We start from the raw sequence: 25,926 nt of genomic DNA, 5'->3' as shown, positions 1-25,926 counted from the left end.
TACATTTCATGAGGATATTATCCCATGAATATGGCTTAACTTATTTTAAGAGCAGTAAAATCCGCCCAATCCCATACCGATTATCATCAACCTGAAACATAAATATGTCGCCAGACTTAATATATCGAAGCATCGTTCTTGGCTTCGCCCCCCACCCCCTAATTTTTATTTCGCTCACCTGCAATCTCCTTTCAGTGTTTTCATTTCTGCTTGATAATTGATTGTCGAGTTGCGATCACGACTAATTCTGTTATGGTCAAATGACTTTACTTTCTCCCCATATTCGTCGACGATGCCGGCCGTAAGTGGGCGAGACTTTTTGATTCAAGATTTGGTGACACGTTCAAGCATACGCTTAGGCTAACATACCTAAGCTCCCCGCCTTCGGCGTTCATTCCTGATTAAATACATTCAAAACTCTTTGAAAGCATCATTGTTAAAATAAAAAGTGAACGCTTCCACCAACTCATCTATCCTTGGCATTTCTATTTGTTGTGCAGCATTAAACACAATATCTTCTATCGTTGTTATATCCAACGTTTCGCACCACTCTTTGTCTTCAATCCGTGCGTGGATGAGCTCATCGCTTGGCTCCGCGTCTTTATCGAAAACAATCAAAACTCCCCGGCTTTTCGCTGTCCACGGCACTGGCTCTAGAAAAAGCCAACCTTTGAACCTACCTGGATCGGTCAACACTTCTTCAAGCGATACTGTTTCAACTTTCATATGGATTCTCCTTTACCATTTATTTTTAAGCCTTTTAAATCCATCTTATTGATTCGGGCTATTGATGGCTTCGACATCGGCCTGGGCCAGATTTCCGTAAGCGCGGTAGCGGGCGGACCAGCCGATTCTGCCATCAGTATCGGTCTGCTCCCTGGGCGTGCCGAGATGGTCCAGGTGGTAGGTGGTGCTGGGTTTGGGTGTTGTCTTGTTCCTGCGGAGCCAAGAGCCGGACACTGCCGGGTTCGAATAGATAGATGCGACTGCGCGGCTGTCGGTTTCCGTCAGCAGGCGCGGGCTGTCGTAGAGGTATTCGCTGATTCTTTGCGGCGTTTCGGCGCGAACCAGACCGTTGTCGCTATCTCATTAGTAGCGGGTGACAATGTGGCCGGCCTTGCCACGTTTTTCTTCGTTCCGCTTGCCTCTCAGGCGAGGAAGAAACTATCTGATTTAAGATTAGACGCTTCCCAGCGAACGATGACACTGACACTATCGTACCTACGCGAGCTACACTGTGTCGAATTTCGGCGATTCTCCAGAAAATACAGCGCAAACCAATCTGCCTGAAAGTAATTCAAATAAAAACTCACCGAATGTCAACGCAAACTCCTGCCATTCTGGTGATCGCGCATCGTTTATCACTATACCCCACTGCTCAGGATTAGCACCGGTGCGCCAAAATAATACATCTCCATTATCAGTCATCGCAAATGGGAATATTCCCCCATCCTCGGGAAACAGTTTATATGGCAAAACCTCTCCAAAAGATTCAAGATCAGAAAATACATCTCGCTGCCTATCGAGTTGAGCTACCAAGTTTAAATTTTCATTTCTTGAAAACGGATTAAAAATCCATAAAAAATTCGCGATCCTGCCTGTTCCATACTGCTTTATAAACGCCTTGTAATCACTCGGCAGTAAAGTTCCAATTCTAGCTTCAATCTCTCCCCAAACTTCGTTTTTAGGGACATCGGTAGGCCTTGAAGGCGGAGAAAGTATCGACTTAACTCTTTCAATTGTCATACTTAGGAACCAATTGGATTTAAAATGGAAACACCTAGACCATACCCTCCACAGCCTTTTCCGATTAGAGTGACAGTTTTAGGGATCAAATTATTGCCGTTATAGATTGGCGTTGCCAAATAACCAACTACTCGGTCACCTTCGACGCCGCTCTTACTTGCCCTTCAAATTCACGCATCGCTGGAGTATTGGTCCAATTCTGCTGCAATGTAACCAAATTTTTCGTTATATCACCAGAGCATCCTATGCTTGCCTAGCAAATATCCGCAAGCCTCATTAACAGCAGCTCCATTAATCATACATACTCAGGCTAAATCGCGTTAACCTATCAATGACTTTATCTCGGCTTTAGTATGACTGTAATGTTTTTTATCTGGATAGAAATCTACGCTTATCAAAGACTTCGTTTTTAGAACAGGGCTAATATCACCGTCCTTCAAATTCCAAAATCGTAGCGACTTGATCCGTTCCATACTTGCAACGAATGAAATAGAATCCAGGTCCGATAAAAATAAATTTTCAATAGATTTATTATTTGATAGAAAAGAAAAGTCATTCAAAAGCTTGCATTTTTCCACATGCAGTGTCGCCAAACTGTTTAATTTGCCCAAGGAGGAAATATCATTCAACTTGGAACAATGATCAATTTTCACATCAACTAGACTTGTAAGCTTCTCAATACCAGACATCGACTCGACGCTTCCTCCGCTTAATCGCAATTCTTTCAAAGAATCAAGCCCTTCGAGAAAAGAGCAATACTTGGCACTCAACGAGGTTATCAGCAGGTGTATTAAGTTCTTTAGGGAAGAAAATCCGGAAAGGTCCGCGTTATATTTCATGTACAGCACTATCAACTGGGATAATCTTGAGAAATCCGGCTTTATTTTCTTATCCTGAAACGACAACTTGCTCAAATTTTCCATAGTGTATATCGCATCAATATTCGCCTTTAAAACCTTAAAATTATCTGCTATCGATAATGAATATATGGATTTATTTCCTAAAAGTGGTGTTAAATCCAAATCGCAACCACCTCAATTTTGCTCGTTTAACTCCAGTATTCTAATGGCCGTGTAATTATTCTGCTCCGCAAAAGACACCCCTTCACTAATATATCGGGGATCAATTTCCAATTCATTTATGTTCTCGTTGAAACAAAACTTCTTCGCATTCATTATTAACAGTCTCCGGATTTTTTGTACTTGCACTCTAATGCATCTGCAGGCGCGAGCTGTCGTATTGAAAGCGGGTTTCGCCTTGATCGGTGTGCTTGGCGATGCGCCGCCCCAGGGCGTCGTGCGATATTCGCTGACGCCGTTTGGCGTTTCGGCGCGGACTAGGCGGTTGTCGCTATTTGCCGACTCGCGTTCATGCATACGATTACACTAACAGTATCTACGCGGGTTAATCACACCTTCATCGCTAGATTGCCTTTTCGAACATCTCTTTGACCTCGCCATCTCCTCTTGGACTGTATTTAGGTAATAAAGCCGCTTCCAAATCAGCCATAGACTCCTTGTTTCCAAAAACATCGACCCTTATCCATGAATTTGGATGCCCATATACAAAATATACGTTATCTGTATCATCCATGCAGAATTCACTATCATGGGCAACAATCTGCCAATCTCCTTCTAAGCGCTTATCGAATAAACTGTAAGTATCCAATACTACTGGAGTTCCCAGCCGACTGACGCTGCTAAGTAACTCGGGCGTAACGGTTGGTGACGTTAAAATAGAATCAAATATCTCCGCAACGTGCCCAAGACTTACCTTTGTCAAAATTCTACCAAACCCAAAATACTCATCATTAAGCTTAAAAACAAATATATCGCCTGGCTTAATAAAACGAAGCATAGTGCGTGGCTTTGAGTCCCAAGGCTTTATATTAACTATACTCATCAAAAATCTCCTACCTGCATAGCGAGATACTCGGCCTGTGTCTAGCAGTTATCGAGGCTCCCCCATAGATTTAAGCGGCATTACCCAGCCGCAACACGCTGATACTAATCGTACGTACTTAGGCTGAGCGCGTTGCCGAGCTTTTCTTCGATCCGCCTGCCCCTTGTGCGATGACTAATTCTTCTGAATTACGGCATTGCTCGCCACTAGTCAACACTTCCATTTATCATGAAAAATAAGGACAATATAAAGTTAGAAAAACGCCCAACAATACACTAAACCATTACCAAAACATACAATCATGGAATATGTTAACGACTTAACATCTGGCTCATCACCTAAAATAAAAAAAGCCGCACAAAATATAATAAAAAAAAGATTAACTGGGTACTGCTCCTATTTATTAGAAGCCCTAACCAAAGAAATTGAAAAACCAAAAGCGTGGCAAACGCAATGCCACCTGATCAGAGCCATTGGAATAGGTAGCTGTAGTGAAGCACTGCCTTTTCTTAAGGAACTAATAGAAAGGAATTATGAAAACACGATCCTATATCGCGATTTAGCGTTTTCTATATTTCTGTTAGAAAACACTCATTTGGACAAATTAGATTTGAGCTTTCTTTTTGAATCTATCGAGAAAGGAAATGATTTGCAAATAGGCGGCGCCTGCTCAGCCATTTTGTACAAGAAAATAGTTCCAAAAGAAACCGATATTCAAAATATCATTTCAGGAATTTCAAAATTTACGGAAGATGAAGGCAAAAAAATCACACCTCGCTGTTATATTGCGGCGATTGCGCATCTTTGGCCAAAAAATGAGGTTAAAGACTTTTTAGAGTCTTGCAAAGAATCAAATTGGCCTGGACTGGTCGAAATTGCTCAAGATGCATTAGAAGGAAAAGAGCCTAGAATACAGCTTGTTTGAGCAACCTATTAATTTTATCCAAATTTATCATCTAATCAGTAATTTGGATTAAATTGCTCTACCACCAATCCTTTCGGTAACTTTATCCACAAAAACGCTATACCCTAAAAATCAAGGGCAATCACCTCAAAAAATCACCTATCAATGCCGGATAGTGAAATCAGTTTTTAGCGATAGAAATTTTGAAAAAAATCTTTTATACAATCCTCGTATCGAGACGTTGTGAATCCTACTATATTAGGATTATTCAGACTATTTAGCGTTTCCAAGTTGAATACGAACAATACCGCCTACAGGTAACATATCAACACCTGATTGGAATAATCTCAGCGCGCCATCTGTATATCGATGACTATTCATTACCGACTTTTCTCCGCTTTGTGGATTTATTGCGACGGCACCACACTTGGTTTTTTTCTTAATGATTGTGGCAAATTCTTTCCATTTCGATAACGAATCTTCGTCGTCAGTTTTGCATGACAACCATGATCGTTTGAGCCCGTCTTTCGTCAACTGTCCAACATCGAGAACTAACGCATTTGGGTTCTGGATTAAAAAGTCGTAGCGACTTACACAATTTAAGTCGACTGGATAATGTGTAAAACCCAAGCTGATTTCGCCTGCATTTTCAAATGCGAGACTTCTACCATCCCAAGCGTCGACGCGAAAAGGCGTTCCCCCCATTGACGTTATATTTAAACCTTCCATAGACCTTATTGCCATAACCATGTCGTTAACTTCTTCCGGTAACGCATGGAACTGTATTGATAAGCTTCCCATATGCCACCTAATCGTATGGAACAAAATTGGTTGGAATCCCTGCTTTATCGGTTAAATCTTTCATCGCGTCTATCTTTCGAGAAACGAGGCTAACGCTACTCGCTGATACCTTGCTGCGTTTCGGCGCGAATCAGACAGGTGTCGCTATCGTATCGGTAGCGTGCGACAATTTAGCCGGCCTTACCGCGCTTTTCTTCGATCAGGTTGCCGGGCCAGAAGCAGGATACGCTTTTTGACTTAAAACTTGGCGACGAATCAAAAAACTTCCCTATGTATAATTACGCTGGCGCTAGCAGTATCTCCCCCGACTGGGGTCCATGCCGATTTATGCAACAAAACTGCCGGCACAGCTAAAAAAGCTCATTAACCCATTTTTTCTCGTGTGCAGAAAATATTTCTTTCTTGTCTATACGCCACTCTCCCCTTATCACTTTTATTCGGTAGCGACAATCAAATTTAAACCCAGCACCTTGTTTTGTATATATAAGAATGGTTTTATTATCAACGACATTGCATTTAATAATAGATTCAGTACTGGGATCGAACACAGGCGGACTTGAGGCATTAACTGCTGCTTCCCGGCCATACTTACGTTCTTTTTTAATTAAAAAAATGTCATAAATATGAGTTAAATCTTGTTTCACTAAATACTTATGCTTTTCAAAATCTTGAGTCAATAATTCGTAATATTTTATATCCCAGCCACACATGGCTTCCATGAAATTAATTAAATGCTTAACCGCTTGTACACACAAATCATCATTCATTTCGTGCTTACCTATTATTTTATTACCACCAGAATAAAATATCTTACAGCCAATACGTGCTGACGCTGCCCCACTATTCGCATATCTATGCGCCCCAGAAAATGCCTACTGATTCCTTAAAGAAAAAACCACTCTAAAAAATCATTAAAATCTTTCCATTGAGGCATTAATTTACCTACTAAAAAATCCTCAATTTTTTTACCGAGCTCTAAATACAAAACCTCCCTTGTATTTCTATTATAAAAAAAACCACCTCCCCCTTCAAAACTATCTAGAGGTATATATTCCATCGGCAAACCAAGAGCATTGTGAGTTCTTTGTAAGCATATATCGTAACTTGAATTTGTTACGAACCAGCATATTTGATAAATTTCTCCATATTTTCTACTGAAAGTTGGCCCGTCCTCCACATGAAGATAAAATTCTGCAAACTCACTATCAAGATCAATGTCTAGTTCAATTAATGCCAACGAATATTCTTCAGCGATATCCTCATACCACCAGCCATTAGCTTTAAAATAATTTATTACTTTATTCGACAACATATTATCCACAGCGATTTAACATTTTTCTTCGCTCCCGCTCGGTTTTAGCTCTCTCGCGCCAAAAGGTTTGTCGATAGCGTCGACATCGGCCAGTGCCAGATTGCCATAGGGGTGGTAGCGGGCGGAACAGAGGATTCTGCCATCGGTATCGATCAGCTCCCTGGGCATGCCGAGATGATCCAGATGATAGTGACAGGTGCTACGGCTATTTAGCCAGCGGGAATCATTGTTCGAAATAAAACTCTTTCGGATTCAGAGTTCATACGAGTGATAACCACAATATTGTCATTTTCAATTAGCACATCTTTAAATTTGTATTGAAAGGCAATTTCATCAGGCGGAGTAGTCAAAATTAATTCACTGAAAAGCTCAATACCTTTTTTTGAAACATTAAGCCTCAATGTGAATTCATCCAGAGTTAAAGCGCAATCAAGACGACACTTTATATCATGATCTTTAAATGTTTTTTCCTTAAATATCCATTCGTTACGATAGCCGTCTTGCTTCATTTCTTCAAGCCAGGACAATAACGCATCAATTGGTATTTCGTATTTAGCGGCACATTTTTTCAAACCCTCTTTCAATAACTTACTGTAATAATCTCCCAATTCACTTCGTTTTATTGATCTACACTCATCCATATTGAAAGGAATATAAACTGCCAATACAGATGAAGAATTGATGTACATTTCTTGAGATTGGGATTTGCCAATTACACAAATTCTATTGAAAGCATCAACGTGAAATTTAAGCACAGCTAATCGTCGATCAAGATAATTACAAATGTGCCTGGTCTGATCTTTAACTATCAGCAAATCTTGCTCTCTGTTAGCAAACTCTACTAAATCAGGGTAAAGAAATATATTTTTTAAAATCATGGTATTTGGAAACTTTACGGATCAATTGCTCCACAATGGCTATGGGGCGTCGTAACGATATTGCGTCGTGCCATTCGGCATTTCGGCGCGGATCAAGCGGTTGTCGCTATCATTTGGTAGCGAGTGGCATTTGGTGGGCCTTGCCGCGCTTTTCTTCGATCAGGTTGCCGGCCGTAAGCGGGAGAAGCGTTTTGATTCAACACTTGGCAACACGTCACCGCGTAGGATTACGCTAACAGTATCTACACTGGATGTTCTGTCCCGTACCCAGGAAATACTTTTTTCTTTAAAAAATCGTCGTCCTTGCCGGTATCAAAAAAATGAAGCAGGCGATCTCTAACATCTACATCACCCCACATATTCGTCAATTGATATGTCTCTATAATTTCCTTATCGGCTGGAAGTGATAGGTCTTCTTGCACCACTCGCCCCTCAGTGGTGCAGATATTCCCTTCCGTACCAATATCGATAAGCTTCCCTCCCTTGAAGGGGTAACCTCCATCAAAATTAAGCTTGGCATCAATCCAGTAGGGTTCACAGGGTGCGACGCTCGGCTTTACATCTTTATCGGAAACTTTTTTGTCAGCCAAATTATGTAACACGATATTTCCAATAAATAGCGTAAATATTGGATCGACTTCGTTTAAATCAATATTATGCCAATTGCCATCGCCGCTAGTAATATTGAAAAACCGCATGGTAGCTCGACCCAACATTTGCCCCAACGAGTAAAGGTCCTCGCGAAGCTTAAGGCTGACCACATTATTGTGCTTCCACACTATTCTTTTAGCCATTTCTTGATCTTATTGTGTTTAATTCAGTTTAAAAGAGTTATTTATCCACAACTTCCGGCTTTGCTCGTGGTCGGATTGAGATGTTTATCTGCGGCATTTAGATATTCTCCTCGCCTAGGGTTATTAACACCGACAGGGTTTTGTGCATTAGCTGTACCGTCAAAGCCACCAAATTTTTCGAAATAGTGCTGCTCCAACCCTCTAGCAGTCGCCTTATCGCCGTAGGCCTCGAATACCACATCAGGTTTACTCGAAAACCGGCCAAAATCGTTTCCGTAACGATACTGAAGTACTTCCTCGCCTGCGTGTTGCCCCTGCATACTCGCGTAACCGACGTAAGGTTTACGGGTTGCCGCGTCTACGCCGACATACGTAATGTGTGTCGCCGTTGCAGGATCGCCGACCAACCCAAGCGGATCAACCCAGTTGAGCGGATTTTCGAGATACCGATATAGATTGTCACCCCCTCTCAACCCTATCGAATCCTGATGAATAAACCGCCCTGCATTAGGATCGTAATACCGGTTCAAGTTGTAGTGCAAACCGGTTTCGGCATCGTAATACTGGCCTTGAAAACGTAGCGGGTTGTCGATTTCCTCGACATCAGCCAGGGCCAGGTTGCCGTAGGCGCGGTAGCGGGCGGACCAGACGATTCTGCCATCGGTATCGGTCAACTCCCTGGGCGTGCCGAGATGATCCAGGTGGTAGTGGTAGACGGCGCCGCCGGCTTGGGTGTGGTCTTGTTCGTGCAGCACCAAGGGCCGGAAGCTGCCGGGTTCGAATAAGTAGGTACGGCTACGCTGGCTATCGGTTTCCGCCAACAGGCGTGGGCCGTCGTATTGAAAGCGGGTTTCGCCTTGCGCGGTGTGTTTGGCGATGCGCCGGCCCAGGGCGTCGTAGCGGTATTGGGCGGTGCCATTCGGCGTTTCGGCGCGAATCAGGCGGTTGTCGCTATCGTATTGGTAGCGGGTGACGATGTGACCGGCCTTGCCGCATTTTTCTTCGATCAGGTTGCCGGCCCAACGAGGACAAAGCTTTCTGATTCTGGACTTGGCGACGAATCAGTACGTCTCCCTGGATAAGACTAATATACGGCTAATTTTGCCTAAGCGGCCTAATCTTCAAATTCGTCAGTTTCGACAAGCTGGTTTACAAACAATTGAAAAGACACGCCTAACTTCTTTTTTGCCTTCTCATGATTTTGTTCGTCACTCAACGCTTCATCCCATCTGTCAACCGCATAAAAGTAAACTTCGCCAGATGTATCGATGCAAAAGTAATTTCCCCCATGATCAATGGCAAACGGCATCAATCCATTGGGCATTACATTCTTTGCAACCATCAGTAAATAACTATCTTCCAAAGTCCGCTCGGTTCCAACCGGGAATTTTATAGGCAAAAATTTTTTAACCCATAAAGAACAGCCATCCTCCAAAATCCAAAAACTATTTGAAGGTATACCGCCATTATGTATTAAATAATGATTGACCAATTCTTCCGGCAAAACGAGATTCAAATGTTGCTGAATATCTCCAATATCTTCTGAAGATAAATTTACTCCCCCCTTTGAGAAAAGTATTCTTGACACCATATTCTGCACCTCCGATTTAACCACATTTAGGTTTGCGGCCCTTCAACCAGCCGTTTTTGTTGGCTATATCGACTGACTCTTTACTGTCATACTCAACACCATATTGCTTCTCAAACTGAGACACCGAGCCTCTATGCGGAAAACTAGCCTCGTGAGCCTCAGTTTTCACCAACTGCATAGTGGTTTTCCCTGTAGACGGATTAAAATCATCAACGTGATGCCAAGTATACCCTTCGGCATCTACAGGGCTTATTCCCGCAGCCTTATAGGCCTGGACAAAGTCTCTTGATCTCGAACCCTGCATCGTTATTTCCACAATGCTTTGCTGCCCAGTTCCCGATGGGAACAAATCCGGGCTACCGGAAAAATCTACACCGGTAAGCGGCGCTAATCCGAGAGGGTCCACTGACATTATCGGATTCACAAGATAACAATATATGTTTATCCCCCCTTTGATGCCAATCGGATCCTGATGAATAAACCGCCCTGCATTAGGATCGTAATATCGATTCAGGTTGTAGTGCAAACCAGTTTCTTGGTCGTAATACTGGCCTTGGAAACGCAGCGGGTTGTCGATGGCTTCGACGTCGGCGAGGGCCAGGTTGCCGTAGGCGCGGTAGCGGGCGGACCAGACGATTCTGCCATCGGTATCGGTCAGCTCCCTGGGCGTGCCGAGATGGTCCAGGTGGTAGTGGTAGGTGCTGCCACCGGCTTGGGTGTTGTGTTGTTCGTGCAGCGCCAAGGGCCGGAAGCTGCCGGGTTCGAACAGGTAGGTGCGGCTGCGCAGGCTATCGGTTTCCGCCAGCAGGCGCGGGCCATCGTATTGAAAACGGGTTTCGCCTTGCGCGGTGTGTTTGGCGATGCGCCGGCCCAGGGCGTCGTAGCGGTATTCGCTGATTCCTTGCGGCGTTTCGGCGCGGACCAGGCGGTTGTCGCTATCGTACTGGTAGCAGGTGACGATGTGGCCGGCCTTGCCGCGCTTTTCTTCGGTCAGGTTGCCGGCGGCGTCGTAGTTGTAGTGGCGGTCGCCCATCATCAGCAAGCGGTCGCCTTCGACGCGGCCGGTTTCGGCGCTGGCGCCCAGCAGGTTGCCGGCCGGATCGTGGACGAAGCTTTCCGGGCTAAGGCCTTCGCTACGGATCAGGCGGGCGGCGGGGTCGTAGTTGTATTGGCTGCGGCCCTGGCGCAGGTCGTCCAGTTCGCGGAGTTTTCCGGCCGTATCGTAGCTGTACTGGCGACCGATCAGCGGCGCCTGGCCTTTGCCGGCGACACGTTGCCGCAACAGGCGGCCCAGCGGATCGTAGTCGTAGTCGGTGTTGAGTGGGCCTTGGCTGCGGCCGATTTCCCGGCCCAGATCGTCGTAGCGGTGGCTGGTAAGGGTTTGGCCGTCGAATTCGATGCTGTCCAGGTAGCGCTCGCCGAAACGGTAGTCGATGCGGTGCCGGTCCGGGGTTTCGGTGTGGATGCGCCGGCCCAGCAGGTCGTATTTGTGGCGGACGATGGCGCCGTTCTGGTTTTCCTGGTTGATCTGGCCCAGGGCGTTGTAGCCGAGCAGCACCAAGCTGTGGGCATTTTTGGCTAGTTGCAAGCGGCCCAACGGATCGTAGCCGTATTGGCTCAGGCTGCCGTCGGCGGCGTGTTTTTTCAGCAAGCGGCCGAGACGGTCGCGTTCGAAGCGGGTGACACTCCAATCGCCGTCGGCGGCGGGTTGCAGGTAGGCTTCCAGCACGCCGGCGGCATTGTAGCGGTAGCGTTGGATGCGGCCGTCGAAGCCGATTTCTTCGATGAGGTTTTCGTCGCGGTCGTAGTTAAGACTGTAGGTTTCGCCTTTGGGGTTGATCAGGCCGATCAGGTTGCGTTCGCTGTCGTAGCGATAACGCATTTCGTGGCCCAGCGGATCGATGCGGGCGGTGGGTTGGGACAGGCCGTCGTCGTAGCGGTATTCGGTGGTGTGGCCCAGGCCATCGATGTAATGGGTCAATAAACCGGCGGCGTTGTAGCGCAGTTGCACGGTGTTGCCGTCCGCGTGTTGCACTGCGATAACGCGGCCGGCCACGTCGTAGCCGTAACGGGTGGTGCGTTTGTCTTGATCGACGATGGCGACGATACGATCATCATCGTCGTATTGGTAGCGGGTCTTGATGCCCTCAAAGCCGATCTCGCCGACCAGGCGCAACTGTTCGTCCCACAACAGCGAGCGGGTGCGGCCCAGTGCATCGGTGATACGCACCGGCACGCCTTGGGCGTTGTATTGATACTGGGTGACCGCGCCGTTGGCGGCGACGGTTTCTTCCAGACGACCGTTGGCGTCGTAGCGGCGCAGCCAGCGCTGATCCAGGGCATCGATCAGTTCGACCGGACGGCCTTGTTTGTCGTACTTGACGCGCTGACTAAAACCCAGCGCATCGGAGACGCCGATCAGGCGGCCTTCGCTATCGTAGTTAAAGCGGGTGACGCCGCCATCCGGTGCTACGGTTTGCGCCAGTTGATTGTCGGCGTTGTAGCTGTGGCGGGTTTCCCGGCCTTCCGGGCTGCGCTCCAGGAGCAACAAACCTTGCGGATCGTGATGATACACCGCGACGCCGCCGCGCGAATCGATGGCATGGCTGACGCCGTCCGGCAACCATTCGAAGCGGTAGTCGTAAACACCGTTATCACCCCAGTTGTGCAGGCATTTGCCTTGCGGCGTGTCTTGATCCCATTCGAAGTAAAAGTTAAAGCCGCTGGGCAGGGTGCGGCGGGCGATGACATGGTTGCGATAAGCATAGCTTTCGCCTTGCTCAAGCCGGTCGCGAGCACCGATTAAATCGCCTTCTTCGCTATAAAGATAATTTACCAGCGGCTCGCCGGCCGCTTCGAATCCGCTTCCGACACGTTTGCCGGGACGAATCGCGACGATGCGCCGGCCTTGGCGGTCCAACAGTAAATGCTTGTTCCAGCTGGCGGAGATGCGCTCGACGTCGCCGTTGGCGTCGCGGTGAAAATACAGGCTTTGGCCCTGGCTGTTGTGCCAGGCCCGTAGAGGGCAACGGCCAGACCGACCGGTGAAGGTTTTCGCCAAACCGGTAGGATCGACGATGCGATACTGGCCGTTTTCCCGGTACAAGCGAACCTGTTCCGGCAGATTAATGCTATGGGCTCCGGGCTTGGGCAAGGGCAAATCGATACGCTGACCATCGGCATTGCAAAACGTCACGCGCTCGCCGATTTCCAGCCACTCGTCCAACGGCGTCAGCCAGCCGTAGCCCAATTGATGATCGACATCGGATTGGCTGCTACGGTAATAACGCCGCCAAGCCAAGGGCAATGGGCCATCCCAAGTAAAGTCGATTTTTTCCAGCATTTCCTCGCCGGTGAGCATGCTGATCGGCTCGCCGGCGGTTTTGCAATCCTTACCCGGACATGCGGTTTGTTTAGAGGTGGAGGCCCCGCCGGCGGCTTCCCCCTCCGCCGCCGCACCCGCGCGAGCCGGCGCTTTACCGGATGCCGATTTGCCGGTTGCTTGCGATGGCGTTACTGCTTCCGAGGCGGCTCCCGATTCGCGGGCCAAGCCTTTTTTTCCGCGTAAAGAACGCACTTTTGCCAACAGCGCGACAAAGGCCGCAACACCGATCACCGCGATGGCTTCCGCCAGATGCGTGGCAGCTTCGTCTAGATCTTGTTCGCTTCCGGCAGTGGCGGTGATCGCCAAAAATTCGCCCAGGTCGCGGGCGACGCCGAATACCGCGAGCCCGAACATCAGGATGCCGCCGACCAGCATCAGAATATCGACGATTTCGCCAACGCCAAACACGTGGGCGCCCGCCCAAATAACCAATGTTGCGGCCATGATCGCCAAGCTTTCCGGACTGAGCAGCGCTTCAAACTCGCGGCGCATACTGCCGGGCAGTTTGGGTGCGGTTAAACGCAAGGCTTCGGAGAATTTGCGCTCCAGCGTCCAGCTCCCCACCGTTTCCACCGGTATCGGCATATTAGGTGCGGGAGCCGATTGGACCGCGCTACTACTGGCAGTTGCGGGTGGCGGTGGAGGCATCGGCGCTACGACTTTCGCTTTATCCCCCTTCAGCAGATAAAACCAGGTGTCTTTACCGACGATACCGTCAGCGTTAATACCGACGCTTTGTTGATACTGGCGCACGGCATTCGCGGTAGCCTGAGCAAACCGCCCATCAAGGACCAAGTTTGGCGATGGACTAAGACAGGCGTTAAGTAAGCCTTGCAACTGCCGAACCTCAGCACCTTGCGAGCCCGGCTTTAATGTCGGTAAACCGCTACGAGTCGGTACTATGCGCGGCGCGGCCTTGGCCGGTTGGCCGGGTAATACGCCTATGGGCGTCGGCCGTGGCGTAGCATCGCGGATCGTTGTGCCGGCGTCGATGTTGCGCGGCCGGATCTCGGAGCCCGTTGGCCTGGGATCTTTCCATCCGGCCATCTATACCTCCATCCAGGCACACGCTGTAGTCTGGATGGACGCATTGTCGTCGCGACCCAGCTCGACGCCGGCCCGGCGTCCCTTATCCCTGTAGTATTCCAGCATTATCCTTACTCTATCCGGTTGGTTTCGCGCGGCGGAAAAATGATCATCAGTTGATCATCACCATCCCGCCTTTAAGGGTCAGCATGCCATCACCACTCACCGTGGTCTGCAAGCCCTTCAATTCGGCCTGGGTGTCTGCCTGGATTTTAACGGTCATGCCTTTGATCGTGACGCCACTATTGTCGATTTTGATGCTGTTGGAGCCCACTTTAAGCTCTATGGACTGCCCGGCTTCTTCGGAAATGCTGCCGGCGTTGACTTTGACGGTCCGGTTCCCTTGGGTGACGGTCAAACTGTCGTTGCCTTTGTCGATTTCCACGGTGTGATTGCCGGTCTTGACCGTCAATTTGTCGTTGCCTTGATCCAGCGTGATGGTGCGGTGATTGTAGATGTCCACGGTTTGGTCGCCGGCATCTTTTTTCTCGAAACCGATTTTTTGCACGTCGTTGTTTTCAACAATGCGCGTAAAGTTTTTCTCGGCGTGCATGTAGAGCTCTTCGTTACCTTTCTTGTCTTCGAAGCGAATTTCGTTGAAATTTTCAGCCGCCCCATTAGGCGTGCTGCGGGTTTTGATCCCGCTTTGGGTTTTGTTGGCATCCAAGCTATAAGGCGGCATTTGTTGGGCGTTATAGACCCGCCCGGTGATGATGGGGTTATCCGGATTGCCTTCCAGAAAATCGACAATCACTTCCTGGCCGACGCGCGGAATAAACATCGATCCCCAGTTATTGCCGGCCCAAATCTGCGCAACCCGCACCCAAAATGAGCTATTTTCATTTTTTGTGCCGAGCCGATCCCAGTGAAACTGCACCTTAACCCGGCCATATTGATCGGTCAGGATTTCGTCGCCGCTGCCGCCAACGACTATGGCGGTTTGCACACCCTGCACTACCGGCACTCGGGTACGCCGCGGCGGACGGTAGGCGTATTCGGTACTGATAACGGAATAGGTACATTGAAACTCGTCCATGCCGCCCGCTTCGGCGATACCGTAGTCGTTGTTTTGGATCTGGAATTGAGTGGATACCGTCAGATATTCACGGTTTTGATCGGCGCGCGGAAATTCCGACAAGGTGAATTTTTGCCCTACCGCCAGCGTGCGCAAATTGCCGAGCGCAACGGTTTGCTCGTGCTCCGCGCGTAGCTCTTCCATGCGCAGGCGCGAGTATCGCTCACCCTCGCTGTCTACTTTGAACTCCCCCGGATAGTCGTAGACGGTTTTGCTGGCTTGAGCATGTTCGCCAGGCAAATCTTTGACTTTGTCCAAAGGCGCGGTTGTCGCCTCGAAATCGAAATCCTTTAAGCGGTAACTGCCGGAACGAATTTGCCGTCCAAGCCGCCATTCATAAAAATGCTCCTCGTCGCGCCCGCCCTGGTTTGCGGCAGGGTAGTATTTGACCGTGGCCGGTGTCGCTGCCGCCAACTTGGTAATGTCGTCGCACAACACCAGCGAATGAATGCTGTCGGTATGCGTGAAGTAATAGTAGATACCTTCTTCTTCGAGCAGCCGGCTAATAAAATTGAAGTCGGTCTCCCGATACTGCACGCAAAAATCGCGGGGCTGGTAAGTGGTGGAAAACTTTGTCGTTACGTCGGTATAACCATGCTCGGCGAGGACAGCCTTGACCATGTCCGGTACATTTTTGGTTGCCGGCGCCGGCGATAAAACGCGACAGTTGCTGGCTTGCGTCAGTAACCACACTTTCGGATGCACAATAGCTCGGTAGAAATACAGGTCGCCGAGCATACCGAATTGGTTAATCTGCGTGACAATGCCGTTGAACGGGCGTAGCGCACCGTTATCAAGTTGCAATTTGACGGTAATGCTGGTGCCCAAGACCGTTTGCAGATCAATATCGCCGTTCTCGCTCAGCAATTCCAACTCGTACTCGAACAAACTGCTCAATTGTTCTTTACCAGTCATCCGATACAGCACAAAGGTATCCGCACCGGCGGCTGTCACCACCGAAGCGGTGCGAGATTCTTGAGAAAGTGGCATGGTGAAATCCTAACGCTAAAACGATAATTTTGAGATAAAGCCGGCGTCAGCCACCGATCAGTACCGTAGGGTAACCGAGGATAATGGTGCCGCCATGGGCGCACATATCACCCATCCTGGCGGCCGGCATGTTGGCTATCATCACGGTTGCCGACCCTTTTGCGATGGTATCTGGCGGCCCAACACAGACCAACATATCAGTCGCGCGCGCCGCAGGCATATTGCCTATCATGACGGTCGGCGCACCGGGGCCGCTGATAGGTCCGCCGACATGCGGGACCGGTCCCGTAAACATCGGGCAAACATGCATATCTGTTAATCGTGCGGCCGGCTGTCCCATCGCAATCTCCTTAAGCAGCCTGCCAAAGTCGGCCGTTACCGCCGTTGGCAATATCAATAGCCTGATCGATAAAAAATTGGTATTTCTCATAGGCCTTTTCCGGCTGAGTCAATACCGCCGCCAACATTACCGCACCGGCCACCGCCTTGGCCGTCAGATTATCCGCAGGAGGAACCGATGGTGCGTCTTCCGGCGCCATACTGCCATCACTCCAAAACGCGGCCATGGCTGCCCATGCGGCAGGGTTTTCGAAGGATGCGCTGTGAGCGGCAGCGTTGGCGGCCCGGCGATTAGGCTCGGTTGGCTTAAATACCCACAACTCCGCGGCATCGAGCGCTTTAACGACTTCAGGGGGTGTTTGCGGGCTCACCACACTGCGCGCAGAAAGGCAGGCCCACCAGGTCGCTTCGCGCTTGGGTAACGCTCTGGCCATAAAACGCACGGCATCGGGATAAAGTTGCTGTTCGAGCAATTTATTCAAAAAATCAACCGGCGCAGGGTCGGCAAGCAGACCTGCAGTTGCCTGCTGATCCAGTTGAATATCCTGGCAAATCGCCGAGGCTTTAGGTATCGATACTTTAGTTAATGACACTGCGCCAGCCATGTATTCCCCACTTTCCGTTCACCTTTCAAATATAAATCGAAAAACCGTTCAGCTTATTATGCAGTTTCTCTCACTGCGCAGACCCATCATCGTCACTCCATTCTTTTTCATATCCGGCGTTAACCAGATAAGATCTTAGTGTGTTCATGATGTACTCATCATAGGCTTGAAGATCGCGATGACCCGCGGCATCCACACCTTGTTCAGCATCTTGAACCGACTCGTCGACCATCTGCCAGAAAAACGCCGTCAGCAGTTTGGCCTCGTTGGCGTTTTTTACATATCCTTTGTCAATAATCTCGATTATGCCATTTGCTTGTAGTTTACGAGCATAGTGCATGAGTATTTCTTTTTCCTCAGGATACTTGTAGGCAATCATTTCAAGAACCTTTCCACATGCGGATATACCGCCATTCTATCGGCAATCATCAATAATTTTGCCACTAAGGCGTCGATGGTCATACGCTCGGTAACTGTTAACAAATAGTGCTGATTATCCCGAGTATCTTGTACAAACTTTAGCCCTGCCGGCAATTCAAAGCTCGCCAATAACCAGTTAATATCAATAGAATTATCTTTATTCTATTTACGTTTTAATGTGATCCGATCTTTTAAATGATTCCATTCAGCCGAAAATAAAAGCCCTGTTTGTTCATGCGGCTCCACCCAGTTTTTGCACGGCGAAAAAAGATAATCTTTTTCTCGTATACCTTTAATCATAGCTCCTTGACTTTGATCCAAATACAAAGTCGGATGCTGTCCGGCAACAATAGGCCGAGCCCGAAACTCTCCCAGCCCTTTAATATATTCCCGAAGATCATTGACTGAATTTAATTGTGTCATCTTTGTTTACAGGGAATATGCATAGGGAACCAATTGGCGCTTATCGCAAGGTTTTCAACGATACGACGCACCCACTCAAAATTCAATAAATCTAACCTTCGGTATTGCTAACATGGCTGCCCACCCAACTCCTAATAGCATTAGTGTATTCGGAAGAATGTAGACTTTAAATTAGTCCGAATACGTTTCACTATTCGGATCTACGACTCTGAAAACCGTCGCCGCACCAATCAAGCTCGACTCTCACGTGTTCACCAGCCAGTCATCAACCATATGCTCCGGCGGCTTGGAATAATATTGATTACTGCCTTTGTAATAGGCTGCAATCGCAATTTTTGCAAAATCTAAAAAGCGACCATATTAATGACCTTTAATATAAAAATTATTCAACAAACCAGCTACCGAATCAGGTGAGTTCCATTCGCGAAAGATACAATTCGCCTCAACAAACTATGTTTTTTGTATGGACGAAATTATTAGACATTTTTTAGCGCCAACAAATACACTTGATTGATCTGCCCACCTAACAAGCGATATTGCTGATAATGAAAACTCCATGCACCGGTCGCCGTGTTCCGAATTCCTATGGTAGTCGCCTTAATTTCGCCGGGTATACTTCCAGGAGTTCTCGAACTTTTCATATAGCGGTCAGGTTTTACATGGTGATCAGTCAACGATTGAACCGCTAAAGTACCATCCTGCAGGTTATGTGAGTTGGGCTGCGAGCGAAGATTGATATGTGCAACCCTGCGGTCGCCAGTCGGCGTGGCTGAGCCTACTCCGAATGAGCAGCCATCCATATTTGATGTAAACATGAAATCTGCTCCCGCTCCAACCATAATCGAATGCATTGCATCGTCTTCGTATGGACACCAATAAGCTCTCAAATAATCACGATTTGCGGATGTCGCGTTGCGGCTGAATATGGTTGCTTCCTGTCCGTGTATCGGCACTAATGAATAACATGGGATATTGGCGCCAGTAGCCAGCTTGACAGCATCGTAATTTTTTCGCTCAAATTTAAACATACCAATAGAGTTCGGCTGCGCTGGCATAGTAAACAACACTCGTAGCACATTATTTTTTAGAAACTGCTTAGGATTAGCAACAAAATCAGAAATTGCGGTCATGGGATATCCTCTTTAAGTTCAACCAGAAATTATAATAAAAAATAATAACCATAAAACCACTCAAAACTCTGAAAATACAGCTTTAGCGGTCTCAAACCATAAAACACATGTATAAACTCCCAACAGCTCTAATTGATTTCATTTCCTTCAAACTTATATACTTCTATAGAGACGCCATTTGCTTTAACTTGCTTGGCAAACGCTTTCGCCTTGTTAGTTGGCCAATCCCCCCGAGCGGAATCATGTAAAACTGACAACCCCATATTATCAGGGCGCTCTAACCGTGTTACCCAGCCGCTCTGTTGATAATTTTTCATAATATAATTTGCCGCATTAATTCCAATCTGCCCCACACCGAAACCGATATATTTGTGCGGAGGCAACCCTGATCTATTACCGATCGGCTGCCCGCTCATTGCAGTTGCCAACGTAGCTCGACTCCCAACAGTCCAGCCAGGGAATCGGCCACCCACGCCATTATCAGTCCCAGCTGAATGAGCTAACCCGTCCAAAACAGGAACATTATTTTTATCGCTTAACCATGCATTTTGGATATCCTCTAACTCCTGCTCAGATATATCCATCAAAATAAAATGCCCAGCCATTGTCGCCTCCAAATTTTATTTAATTATGTCAAAAATAAAAATTAATATTTAACTTCTCTGTTGGCAATAACAGATTACTACCAGCATCCAAAAAAATCTTCCCCTAAACTGCGTTAATAACTAATAGATATTTTCTTGCAAAATGGTACGACCTAAAATGATCTTAATCGGCATCCAACACTCTCTTGATCAATGCCAACCTCAAATATTGAGAACGGAATACGATGCCTTAGGGTTTCGTGCTAAAACCCGGTAGTCACACACCATCAAAAACTTAAAAGAGCATAATTACTCGAACCCATACCCGAAATCTCCATTCTCAACCTTCACATGCACCCTTTGGATAGGCGTACCCTCCATCATTCGGGTCAAGAACTCCTCGCTAATCTTCGGCAACACGGTATTGGTCAAAATGGCGTCTATCATCCGGCCGCCGCTTTCCAACTCAGTGCAGCGACTGGCAATCAGTTTGATGACTTCGTCGTCGTAACTGAACGGGACTTTGTGCGATTCTTCGACGCGCTTTTTGATTCGGCCCAATTGCAACCGGGCGATTGCGCCTATCATTTCGTCGTTGAGAGGGTAGTAAGGAATAACGACTAAACGTCCAAGCAAGGCTGGCGGAAATACTTTTAACAACGGTTCGCGCAAAGCCTTGGCAATGCCTTCCGGCTCCGGCATTAAATCCGAGTCTTTGCACAAATTGGCAATCAGGTCGGTGCCTGCATTGGTGGTCAGCAAGATCAAGGTATTTTTGAAATCTATCACCCGACCTTCGCCGTCTTCCATCCAGCCTTTGTCGAACACCTGGAAGAATATCTCGTGCACATCGGGGTGGGCTTTTTCCACTTCGTCCAGCAATACCACGCTGTAGGGGCGGCGCCTTACCGCTTCAGTCAACACGCCGCCTTCGCCGTAACCGACATAGCCCGGAGGCGCGCCTTTCAGGGTGGAAACGGTATGCGCTTCCTGGTATTCGCTCATGTTGATGGTGATGACGTTTTGCTCGCCGCCATATAAGGTTTCGGCTAACGCCAACGCGGTTTCGGTCTTACCCACGCCGGAAGTACCGGCCAGCATGAATACACCGATGGGCTTGTTCGGATTATCCAGGCCGGCGCGCGAAGTCTGGATGCGCTTGGCGATCATCTCCAGTGCGTGGCGTTGACCGATGATGCGCTGCTCCAGCAAATCCGGCAGCTTCAGTACCGTTTCGATTTCATTTTTGACCATCCGGCCAACCGGAATGCCGGTCCAATCTTGCACAACAGCGCCTACAGCCTGCTGATCGACGGTTGGCAAAATTAGCGGCGACTCGCCTTGTTGTGCGTGGAGTTGAGCCTGCAAGGCTTTCAATTCGGTCAGCCAGGCGTCGCGATCGTTGGCTTCGCTACCAGTATCGCCTTCCGCCGGTTCGGCTGTATCGACAGCGTGTCCAGCCGATCTGAGTTTGCCGCGCAATTCCAAAATCTTGCCGACCAATTCCTTCTCGGCATTCCAACGCTGTTCCAGACCAGCCAGCCGCTCCTGTTCGGCAGCCAATTTTTCGTTAGCTACTTGCTCCCGCGCAGCCACTTCGACACCGACTGCTTTTTCTCGGCCGATGATCGCCAACTCGGTTTCCAAAGCTTCGATGCGTTTGCGACAATCGTCCACTTCGGCCGGCACCGCATGCTGACTAATACCCACCCGCGCACAGGCGGTGTCCAATAAACTGACGGCCTTGTCCGGTAGTTGCCGAGCGGGGATATAGCGATGGGATAACTTGACGGCAGCTTCCAACGCTTCATCCAGAATCAACACCTGATGATGTTTCTCCTGCACCGACACCACCCCGCGCATCATGCCAATGGCTTTGGCTTCGCTCGGCTCCAGCACTTGCACGACCTGAAAACGTCGGGTCAACGCCGGGTCTTTTTCGATATGTTTTTTGTATTCGGCCCAGGTAGTGGCTGCGACGGTACGCAATTGGCCGCGCGCCAGCGCCGGTTTTAATAGATTGGCGGCATCGCCGGTACCTGCCGCGCCGCCCGCACCCACCAAGGTATGGGCTTCATCGATAAACAGAATGATGGGTTTTGGCGAGGCTTGCACTTCTTCGATGACTTGCCGCAGGCGGTTTTCGAATTCGCCTTTCATACTGGCACCGGCCTGTAACAAGCCAACATCCAAGGTCCGCAAGCTCACATCGCGTAATGAAGGGGGCACGTCGCCGGCGACAATTTTCAAAGCAAAACCCTCAACTACCGCCGTTTTGCCGACACCGGCCTCGCCGGTCAGAATCGGATTGTTCTGCCGACGGCGCATCAGAATATCGATGACCTGCCGAATCTCTTCCTCACGGCCCACGATAGGATCTATTTTGCCATTGCGAGCCTGCTCGGTCAGGTCAACGGTAAATTGTTTCAGCGCCTCCTGCTTGCCCATCGCTGCCGGTGCAATCGCACCGCTGGCTTCGCCGGGCGTAGCGCCAACCAGCGAACCATCATTGGCAACCAATCCGTCTTCCGGTGAACCGGACACAATCTTCGGCAACTCGTCGGAAACCGTATCCGGTTTGAGTTTTTCGAACTCTTTGGAAATTCCCAGCAACTCGTTGCGCAAGGATTTGGTTTTCAACATACCGACCAATAAATGGCCGCTGCGCACCTGAGACTCACCGAACAACAATGTGCCGAAGACCCAGCCGCGTTCGACACTATCCTCGATATGCGGCGAAAAATCGGAAATAGCCGTAGAACCGCGCGGCAAGCGGTCCAGCGCGTTAGTCACGTCCTTGGCAATCACCGAGGCATCCAAACCGTAATGCTTCACCAAGCGGTGCAAATCGGAGTCTTGCAGTTGTAGCAGTTGGCTTAACCAATGCACCAACTCGACATAGGGGTTGCCTCTTAGTTTGCAAAACACCGTCGCACCCTCGACGGCTTTGTAACAAACCTTGTTCAATTTCCCAAACAACTTGACTCGGCTAATTTCCGCCATGGTGTTTATTCCTCGCTAAAGTTTAAGTGTGGTTCAGCAGGCAGCATCAGCCTGTATAAACGGATTAAGCGTTAAATCATCGGCATCGCCTGCACCGCGGCGCGGTCCCAACCAAGTACTCCAACCCAATTGCGCATCGCCGTTCATACTATTCGCGCCGGTCGTTTCGGGTTTTCCTAAGGCCAGCTCTTCCGGTACTTCGGCTTTTTCCAAAATCAATTGTGCGTCCCAGACCATTTCGTCGCCGACATAATTGCGGACGATGGCCACCAACTTGGGCAATAACGCCCCGCCCGGCAGCAAGGCCAAATATAGGCTACGGCGCAACGGCCCGATAACGACACGAAACTTATGCTGGCAACCCCAAACGCTAGCGCCGATCACAACAGAGCTCCCCAGAGAACAGGTGTCTTTGCTCCAGCCCAAACGAGTTTGCTCACGGGGTTGAATGTCCATCCATTCGCCAACAAATTCGGCGACGCGGACCGGCACTTTAAAAATATCCGAGACAATGGCCTGTAAACCCCCTGGATGTTTGGTCTGCGCGGCAAAATGCCCGGCATAAAACAATTTGCCTCGGTCGGTCAGTGCGTCCCGGTTCTGAAACGGCGCCCCGGAAATACCCAGCATGGCTCCCACGTAAAAACCAAAGCGGTCTGTATCCGGCCGGTCGTAATGCACTTCCGGGCGGGCATTGGCCCAGGCCCGGTAAAACAAACTAATCATGCGATGATGAAAGACATCGGCAAAACGGGCGAAGGTCGGATCGTGATGGTGGCGCTGCCGCTCTCGGGCATACTCGGTCAAATGCAGCGGCAGCGGGCCGTTGGGACCGAACAAACCCATAAAATTCACCGCCAATCTCGGTTTACCCAGCCCCGTCCCGCCCGGCGAATAGTAATCTACAGCGGTAGCGGGAAATTCCAGTTCCGGCTCCTGGGAAAAACGCACGGCATCGTCAGCCGCTTTTACACTGGTCCCGAAACGAGGCTTATCGCTATTCAGACATTCGATTAAACGCACCGCCTCGAAAAAATCGAAGCGCGACGCATCCTTCGTCAATTCACCGATTAAATCGTGTGGCGACATCCCATCCTCGCAGGCCAACGCGCCACTTCACCGCGGTCGCTGGTACGTATCACCGTCTCGACGAAAGAATTGATCGATACATACCGAGCGAAAAACCGCTCCAATACCGTTGCCAGCAGAAAATAGCCGCCACCTTCAAACGCCGACTCGTCCAGCATGACGGTAATTTCCAAGCCGCGCCCAAACACCATCGGCCCCTTGGCATCGATGCGTCTGACCACATTTTTTGAAGCCACGGAAAGCACGCCCTCAACCTGTTTCTTGATGGCCGGTTCGCGCTGGTCGGCATACAGGCCCAACAATTCACGCAATGCCGCCGCACCGCTCTTGGCATCGGTATCCAGCAGCGACAGATAGTTCAGCGACAAATGATTGATCAGGCGCCACACGGTATCCGCCTCATACGCAGCCGGCAGCGGCCGGGTCGGGCCGGCGATACAACGCACCGATTTCACCGGCGCACTAACTTGCAAGGTAAAATCGGTATCACCTTGGCCTACCGGCATCACCAGCGGCAAATCACGATTGGTACATAAGGTATCCAGCCCCAATTGCGCCAACTTGCCGGAATACGGCGCCTGGGCCGCATCGACCAAGGACACAAAAACTTCGCTGCCGATATAACTGGAACGCACTCCCTTGCGACGTTGATTTGACGACAGCACGCGATTCACTCGCCGTAAGCTGAAAAACGCAGTTTCCCCGGCGTGCTGGTAGGACGCTTTAGAGCCGTAAAAAGGCAGAAAGGCGTGTTCGCTCTCCTGATCGGCACCGAAACCGGTGGCTTCATTGACGCTATGCACTTCATAATCCATTGGCCTACTGCGATCCACCACGATGTGATATTCAGACTGCCGCTGGTCGATATGGATCCGGTCGGCACGTTTAGGGAACAAATTGATAGCCGGCACGCAGAACAAGGCCAAATTGTTCTGATCCAACACATTAATCAGTTGCGGTTCGCTGCGGTCGAACAGCACGAACAACTCAATCTGTTCACTGTCACAGTTACTTGCTAGCTCTCCCAGTCCACCGAGTTCGACAAACAGGTAACGGTCCGGGAATGCGAAATATTCCTGCAATATTCGATAACCGTCGAACGAGCGCGGCGTCTGTCTGAGTAAAGCCTCGTCCGGTTCGAACCCCAGACCGCGTACCCCCCCAGCAGACAGCGTGCGAATTTCCGTCGAGACCCCGTTATGGAAACTGCCGACGATGCCGCTTACATTTGCCAACAGTTGTTCGTACAAGCGATACGGGATATTGCCGACACCGCGCAGAAACAACGGCAGCCGGTCCAGGGCAATTTCGTTGAACTTTAAACCGCCCACACTATTCAAGACGATACGTAAGGCCGCTTTGACCGGTCCGCGAAAATGTTTGGCCGTCAAGCCGCGACTGGACACGGCAGCCAGACTCGGCAGATATTCAATTTGGCCTATCTGCAACGGTAACAGTTGCAAGTCTTGCGCAGTACGGTACTCGCAGGCGGTTTGTTCGCCTCTGGCGATCTGGCTGCGCAACACGGTATCCTTGGCTATCGTGATCCCGTCTGCCAGAGCCGCTTCGGCAAAATCGGGTTTCATCTCCACCACCGTCATTGATGGCGTAGCCGACAAATAGTGCGGATAGATAATCTGCAATAATTGCTGGGTAAAGCTGGGAAACTCGGAATCGACCTTCAATTGCACTCGAGCCGCCATAAAAGCGAAGCCTTCGAATAAGCGCTCTACGTACGGGTCGGAACATTCGAAAGTATCCAAACCCAAGCGATTGGCTATTTTCGGAAACTCTGCGGCAAACTCCGCGCCTACTTCACGGACGTATTGCAACTCGCGGTTATAGTATTTAAGCAGCCGGGGATCCATG

At 49.2% G+C, this 25,926-nt stretch carries 27 protein-coding genes; 2 read left to right on the top strand and 25 right to left on the bottom strand.

What is annotated here, in order from left to right; translation table 11 throughout:
• Nucleotides 1-411: 411 nt before the first annotated feature.
• The 6 genes from CWO84_RS13060 to CWO84_RS13040 all read right to left on the bottom strand — a co-directional run bounded on the left by CWO84_RS13060 (nt 412) and on the right by CWO84_RS13040 (nt 3,648).
• Nucleotides 412-726, bottom strand: a complete 315-nt coding sequence (locus CWO84_RS13060; RefSeq protein ID WP_033159199.1) for a hypothetical protein — start codon at nt 724-726, stop codon at nt 412-414.
• 45 nt (nt 727-771) lie between these two features.
• Entirely contained in the window at nt 772-960 is a 189-nt protein-coding gene (locus CWO84_RS24960; RefSeq protein WP_225892925.1) for an RHS domain-containing protein, read from the bottom strand.
• 270 nt (nt 961-1,230) lie between these two features.
• Nucleotides 1,231-1,746, bottom strand: a complete 516-nt coding sequence (locus CWO84_RS13050; RefSeq protein WP_084153519.1) for an SMI1/KNR4 family protein — start codon at nt 1,744-1,746, stop codon at nt 1,231-1,233.
• 320 nt (nt 1,747-2,066) lie between these two features.
• Nucleotides 2,067-2,768, bottom strand: coding sequence for a toxin (locus CWO84_RS13045; RefSeq protein ID WP_129871447.1), 702 nt, complete (start codon nt 2,766-2,768; stop codon nt 2,067-2,069).
• A gap of 12 nt (nt 2,769-2,780) precedes the next feature.
• Nucleotides 2,781-3,122, bottom strand: a complete 342-nt coding sequence (locus CWO84_RS24185) for a hypothetical protein (protein ID WP_133120676.1) — start codon at nt 3,120-3,122, stop codon at nt 2,781-2,783.
• Between the two features lie 46 nt (nt 3,123-3,168).
• On the bottom strand, nt 3,169-3,648 hold the full coding sequence (locus CWO84_RS13040) for an Imm26 family immunity protein (RefSeq protein WP_033159201.1): 480 nt from the start codon (nt 3,646-3,648) through the stop codon (nt 3,169-3,171).
• Nucleotides 3,649-3,949: 301 nt separating this feature from the next.
• On the opposite strand from CWO84_RS13040, the gene CWO84_RS13035 reads away from it, so the two are divergent.
• The gene (locus CWO84_RS13035) at nt 3,950-4,573 is read left to right on the top strand and encodes a hypothetical protein (RefSeq protein WP_033159202.1); all 624 of its coding nucleotides are present in this window, start codon (nt 3,950-3,952) and stop codon (nt 4,571-4,573) included.
• 252 nt (nt 4,574-4,825) lie between these two features.
• Here the strand turns inward: CWO84_RS13035 and CWO84_RS13030 are convergent, their stop codons facing one another.
• The 7 genes from CWO84_RS13030 to CWO84_RS24955 form a co-directional block, all read right to left on the bottom strand.
• On the bottom strand, nt 4,826-5,353 hold the full coding sequence (locus CWO84_RS13030; protein ID WP_033159203.1) for a hypothetical protein: 528 nt from the start codon (nt 5,351-5,353) through the stop codon (nt 4,826-4,828).
• Nucleotides 5,354-5,703: 350 nt separating this feature from the next.
• A complete protein-coding gene (locus tag CWO84_RS13025; protein ID WP_101053092.1) occupies nt 5,704-6,120 on the bottom strand; it encodes an NTF2 fold immunity protein in 417 nt (138 codons plus the stop codon).
• 116 nt (nt 6,121-6,236) lie between these two features.
• Nucleotides 6,237-6,665 (bottom strand): hypothetical protein, encoded by a 429-nt coding sequence (locus CWO84_RS13020; RefSeq protein ID WP_033159205.1) that lies wholly within the window; start codon nt 6,663-6,665, stop codon nt 6,237-6,239.
• Between the two features lie 15 nt (nt 6,666-6,680).
• A complete protein-coding gene (locus CWO84_RS13015; protein WP_256438975.1) occupies nt 6,681-6,848 on the bottom strand; it encodes an RHS domain-containing protein in 168 nt (55 codons plus the stop codon).
• Between the two features lie 26 nt (nt 6,849-6,874).
• Nucleotides 6,875-7,543 carry a hypothetical protein gene (locus CWO84_RS13010; RefSeq protein WP_033159206.1) on the bottom strand — a complete coding sequence of 223 codons (669 nt, stop codon included), beginning with the start codon at nt 7,541-7,543 and terminating at the stop codon, nt 6,875-6,877.
• 242 nt (nt 7,544-7,785) lie between these two features.
• Nucleotides 7,786-8,337: a hypothetical protein gene (locus tag CWO84_RS13005; protein WP_101053090.1), complete on the bottom strand. Its 552-nt coding sequence runs from the start codon at nt 8,335-8,337 to the stop codon at nt 7,786-7,788.
• 41 nt (nt 8,338-8,378) lie between these two features.
• Nucleotides 8,379-9,275: an RHS repeat-associated core domain-containing protein gene (locus tag CWO84_RS24955; RefSeq protein WP_230410281.1), complete on the bottom strand. Its 897-nt coding sequence runs from the start codon at nt 9,273-9,275 to the stop codon at nt 8,379-8,381.
• Here CWO84_RS24955 and CWO84_RS24950 point away from each other — a divergent pair.
• A complete protein-coding gene (locus CWO84_RS24950) occupies nt 9,177-9,419 on the top strand; it encodes a hypothetical protein (protein WP_033159208.1) in 243 nt (80 codons plus the stop codon). The two genes, CWO84_RS24955 and CWO84_RS24950, sit on opposite strands and share 99 nt — an antisense overlap.
• Before the next feature lie 32 nt (nt 9,420-9,451).
• Here the strand turns inward: CWO84_RS24950 and CWO84_RS12990 are convergent, their stop codons facing one another.
• From CWO84_RS12990 to tssF, 12 genes are all read right to left on the bottom strand, one after another.
• Nucleotides 9,452-9,928, bottom strand: coding sequence for an SMI1/KNR4 family protein (locus tag CWO84_RS12990; protein ID WP_133120675.1), 477 nt, complete (start codon nt 9,926-9,928; stop codon nt 9,452-9,454).
• Nucleotides 9,929-9,944: 16 nt separating this feature from the next.
• Complete coding sequence (locus CWO84_RS12985; RefSeq protein ID WP_165786317.1) at nt 9,945-14,360, bottom strand: RHS repeat-associated core domain-containing protein; 4,416 nt, start codon at nt 14,358-14,360, stop codon at nt 9,945-9,947.
• Between the two features lie 151 nt (nt 14,361-14,511).
• A complete protein-coding gene (locus CWO84_RS12980) occupies nt 14,512-16,464 on the bottom strand; it encodes a type VI secretion system tip protein VgrG (protein ID WP_033159209.1) in 1,953 nt (650 codons plus the stop codon).
• A 46-nt stretch (nt 16,465-16,510) separates the two neighbouring features.
• Complete coding sequence (locus CWO84_RS12975) at nt 16,511-16,804, bottom strand: PAAR domain-containing protein (protein WP_101053084.1); 294 nt, start codon at nt 16,802-16,804, stop codon at nt 16,511-16,513.
• A gap of 10 nt (nt 16,805-16,814) precedes the next feature.
• Nucleotides 16,815-17,408 carry a hypothetical protein gene (locus CWO84_RS12970; RefSeq protein WP_033159211.1) on the bottom strand — a complete coding sequence of 198 codons (594 nt, stop codon included), beginning with the start codon at nt 17,406-17,408 and terminating at the stop codon, nt 16,815-16,817.
• A 70-nt stretch (nt 17,409-17,478) separates the two neighbouring features.
• A complete protein-coding gene (locus CWO84_RS12965; protein WP_101053082.1) occupies nt 17,479-17,787 on the bottom strand; it encodes a hypothetical protein in 309 nt (102 codons plus the stop codon).
• 203 nt (nt 17,788-17,990) lie between these two features.
• Nucleotides 17,991-18,251, bottom strand: a complete 261-nt coding sequence (locus CWO84_RS12960; protein ID WP_101053080.1) for a hypothetical protein — start codon at nt 18,249-18,251, stop codon at nt 17,991-17,993.
• Between the two features lie 476 nt (nt 18,252-18,727).
• Nucleotides 18,728-19,381, bottom strand: coding sequence for a hypothetical protein (locus CWO84_RS12955; RefSeq protein WP_101053078.1), 654 nt, complete (start codon nt 19,379-19,381; stop codon nt 18,728-18,730).
• A 128-nt stretch (nt 19,382-19,509) separates the two neighbouring features.
• The gene (locus CWO84_RS12950; RefSeq protein WP_101053077.1) at nt 19,510-19,986 is read right to left on the bottom strand and encodes a hypothetical protein; all 477 of its coding nucleotides are present in this window, start codon (nt 19,984-19,986) and stop codon (nt 19,510-19,512) included.
• A 288-nt stretch (nt 19,987-20,274) separates the two neighbouring features.
• Nucleotides 20,275-22,968, bottom strand: coding sequence for a type VI secretion system ATPase TssH (gene tssH / locus CWO84_RS12945; RefSeq protein WP_101053075.1), 2,694 nt, complete (start codon nt 22,966-22,968; stop codon nt 20,275-20,277).
• A gap of 33 nt (nt 22,969-23,001) precedes the next feature.
• Nucleotides 23,002-24,057 carry a type VI secretion system baseplate subunit TssG gene (tssG, locus tag CWO84_RS12940; RefSeq protein ID WP_101053073.1) on the bottom strand — a complete coding sequence of 352 codons (1,056 nt, stop codon included), beginning with the start codon at nt 24,055-24,057 and terminating at the stop codon, nt 23,002-23,004.
• The gene (tssF, locus tag CWO84_RS12935; protein ID WP_101053071.1) at nt 24,039-25,925 is read right to left on the bottom strand and encodes a type VI secretion system baseplate subunit TssF; all 1,887 of its coding nucleotides are present in this window, start codon (nt 25,923-25,925) and stop codon (nt 24,039-24,041) included. Before tssF ends, tssG begins: the two co-directional genes overlap by 19 nt.
• Nucleotide 25,926: the final 1 nt, after the last annotated feature.

Source organism: Methylomonas sp. Kb3 (assembly GCF_002834115.1).
Taxonomy (GTDB): domain Bacteria; phylum Pseudomonadota; class Gammaproteobacteria; order Methylococcales; family Methylomonadaceae; genus Methylomonas; species Methylomonas defluvii.
The sequence above is the reverse complement of the archived record's forward strand: the minus strand, read 5'-3'. Positions and strand labels throughout refer to the sequence as shown.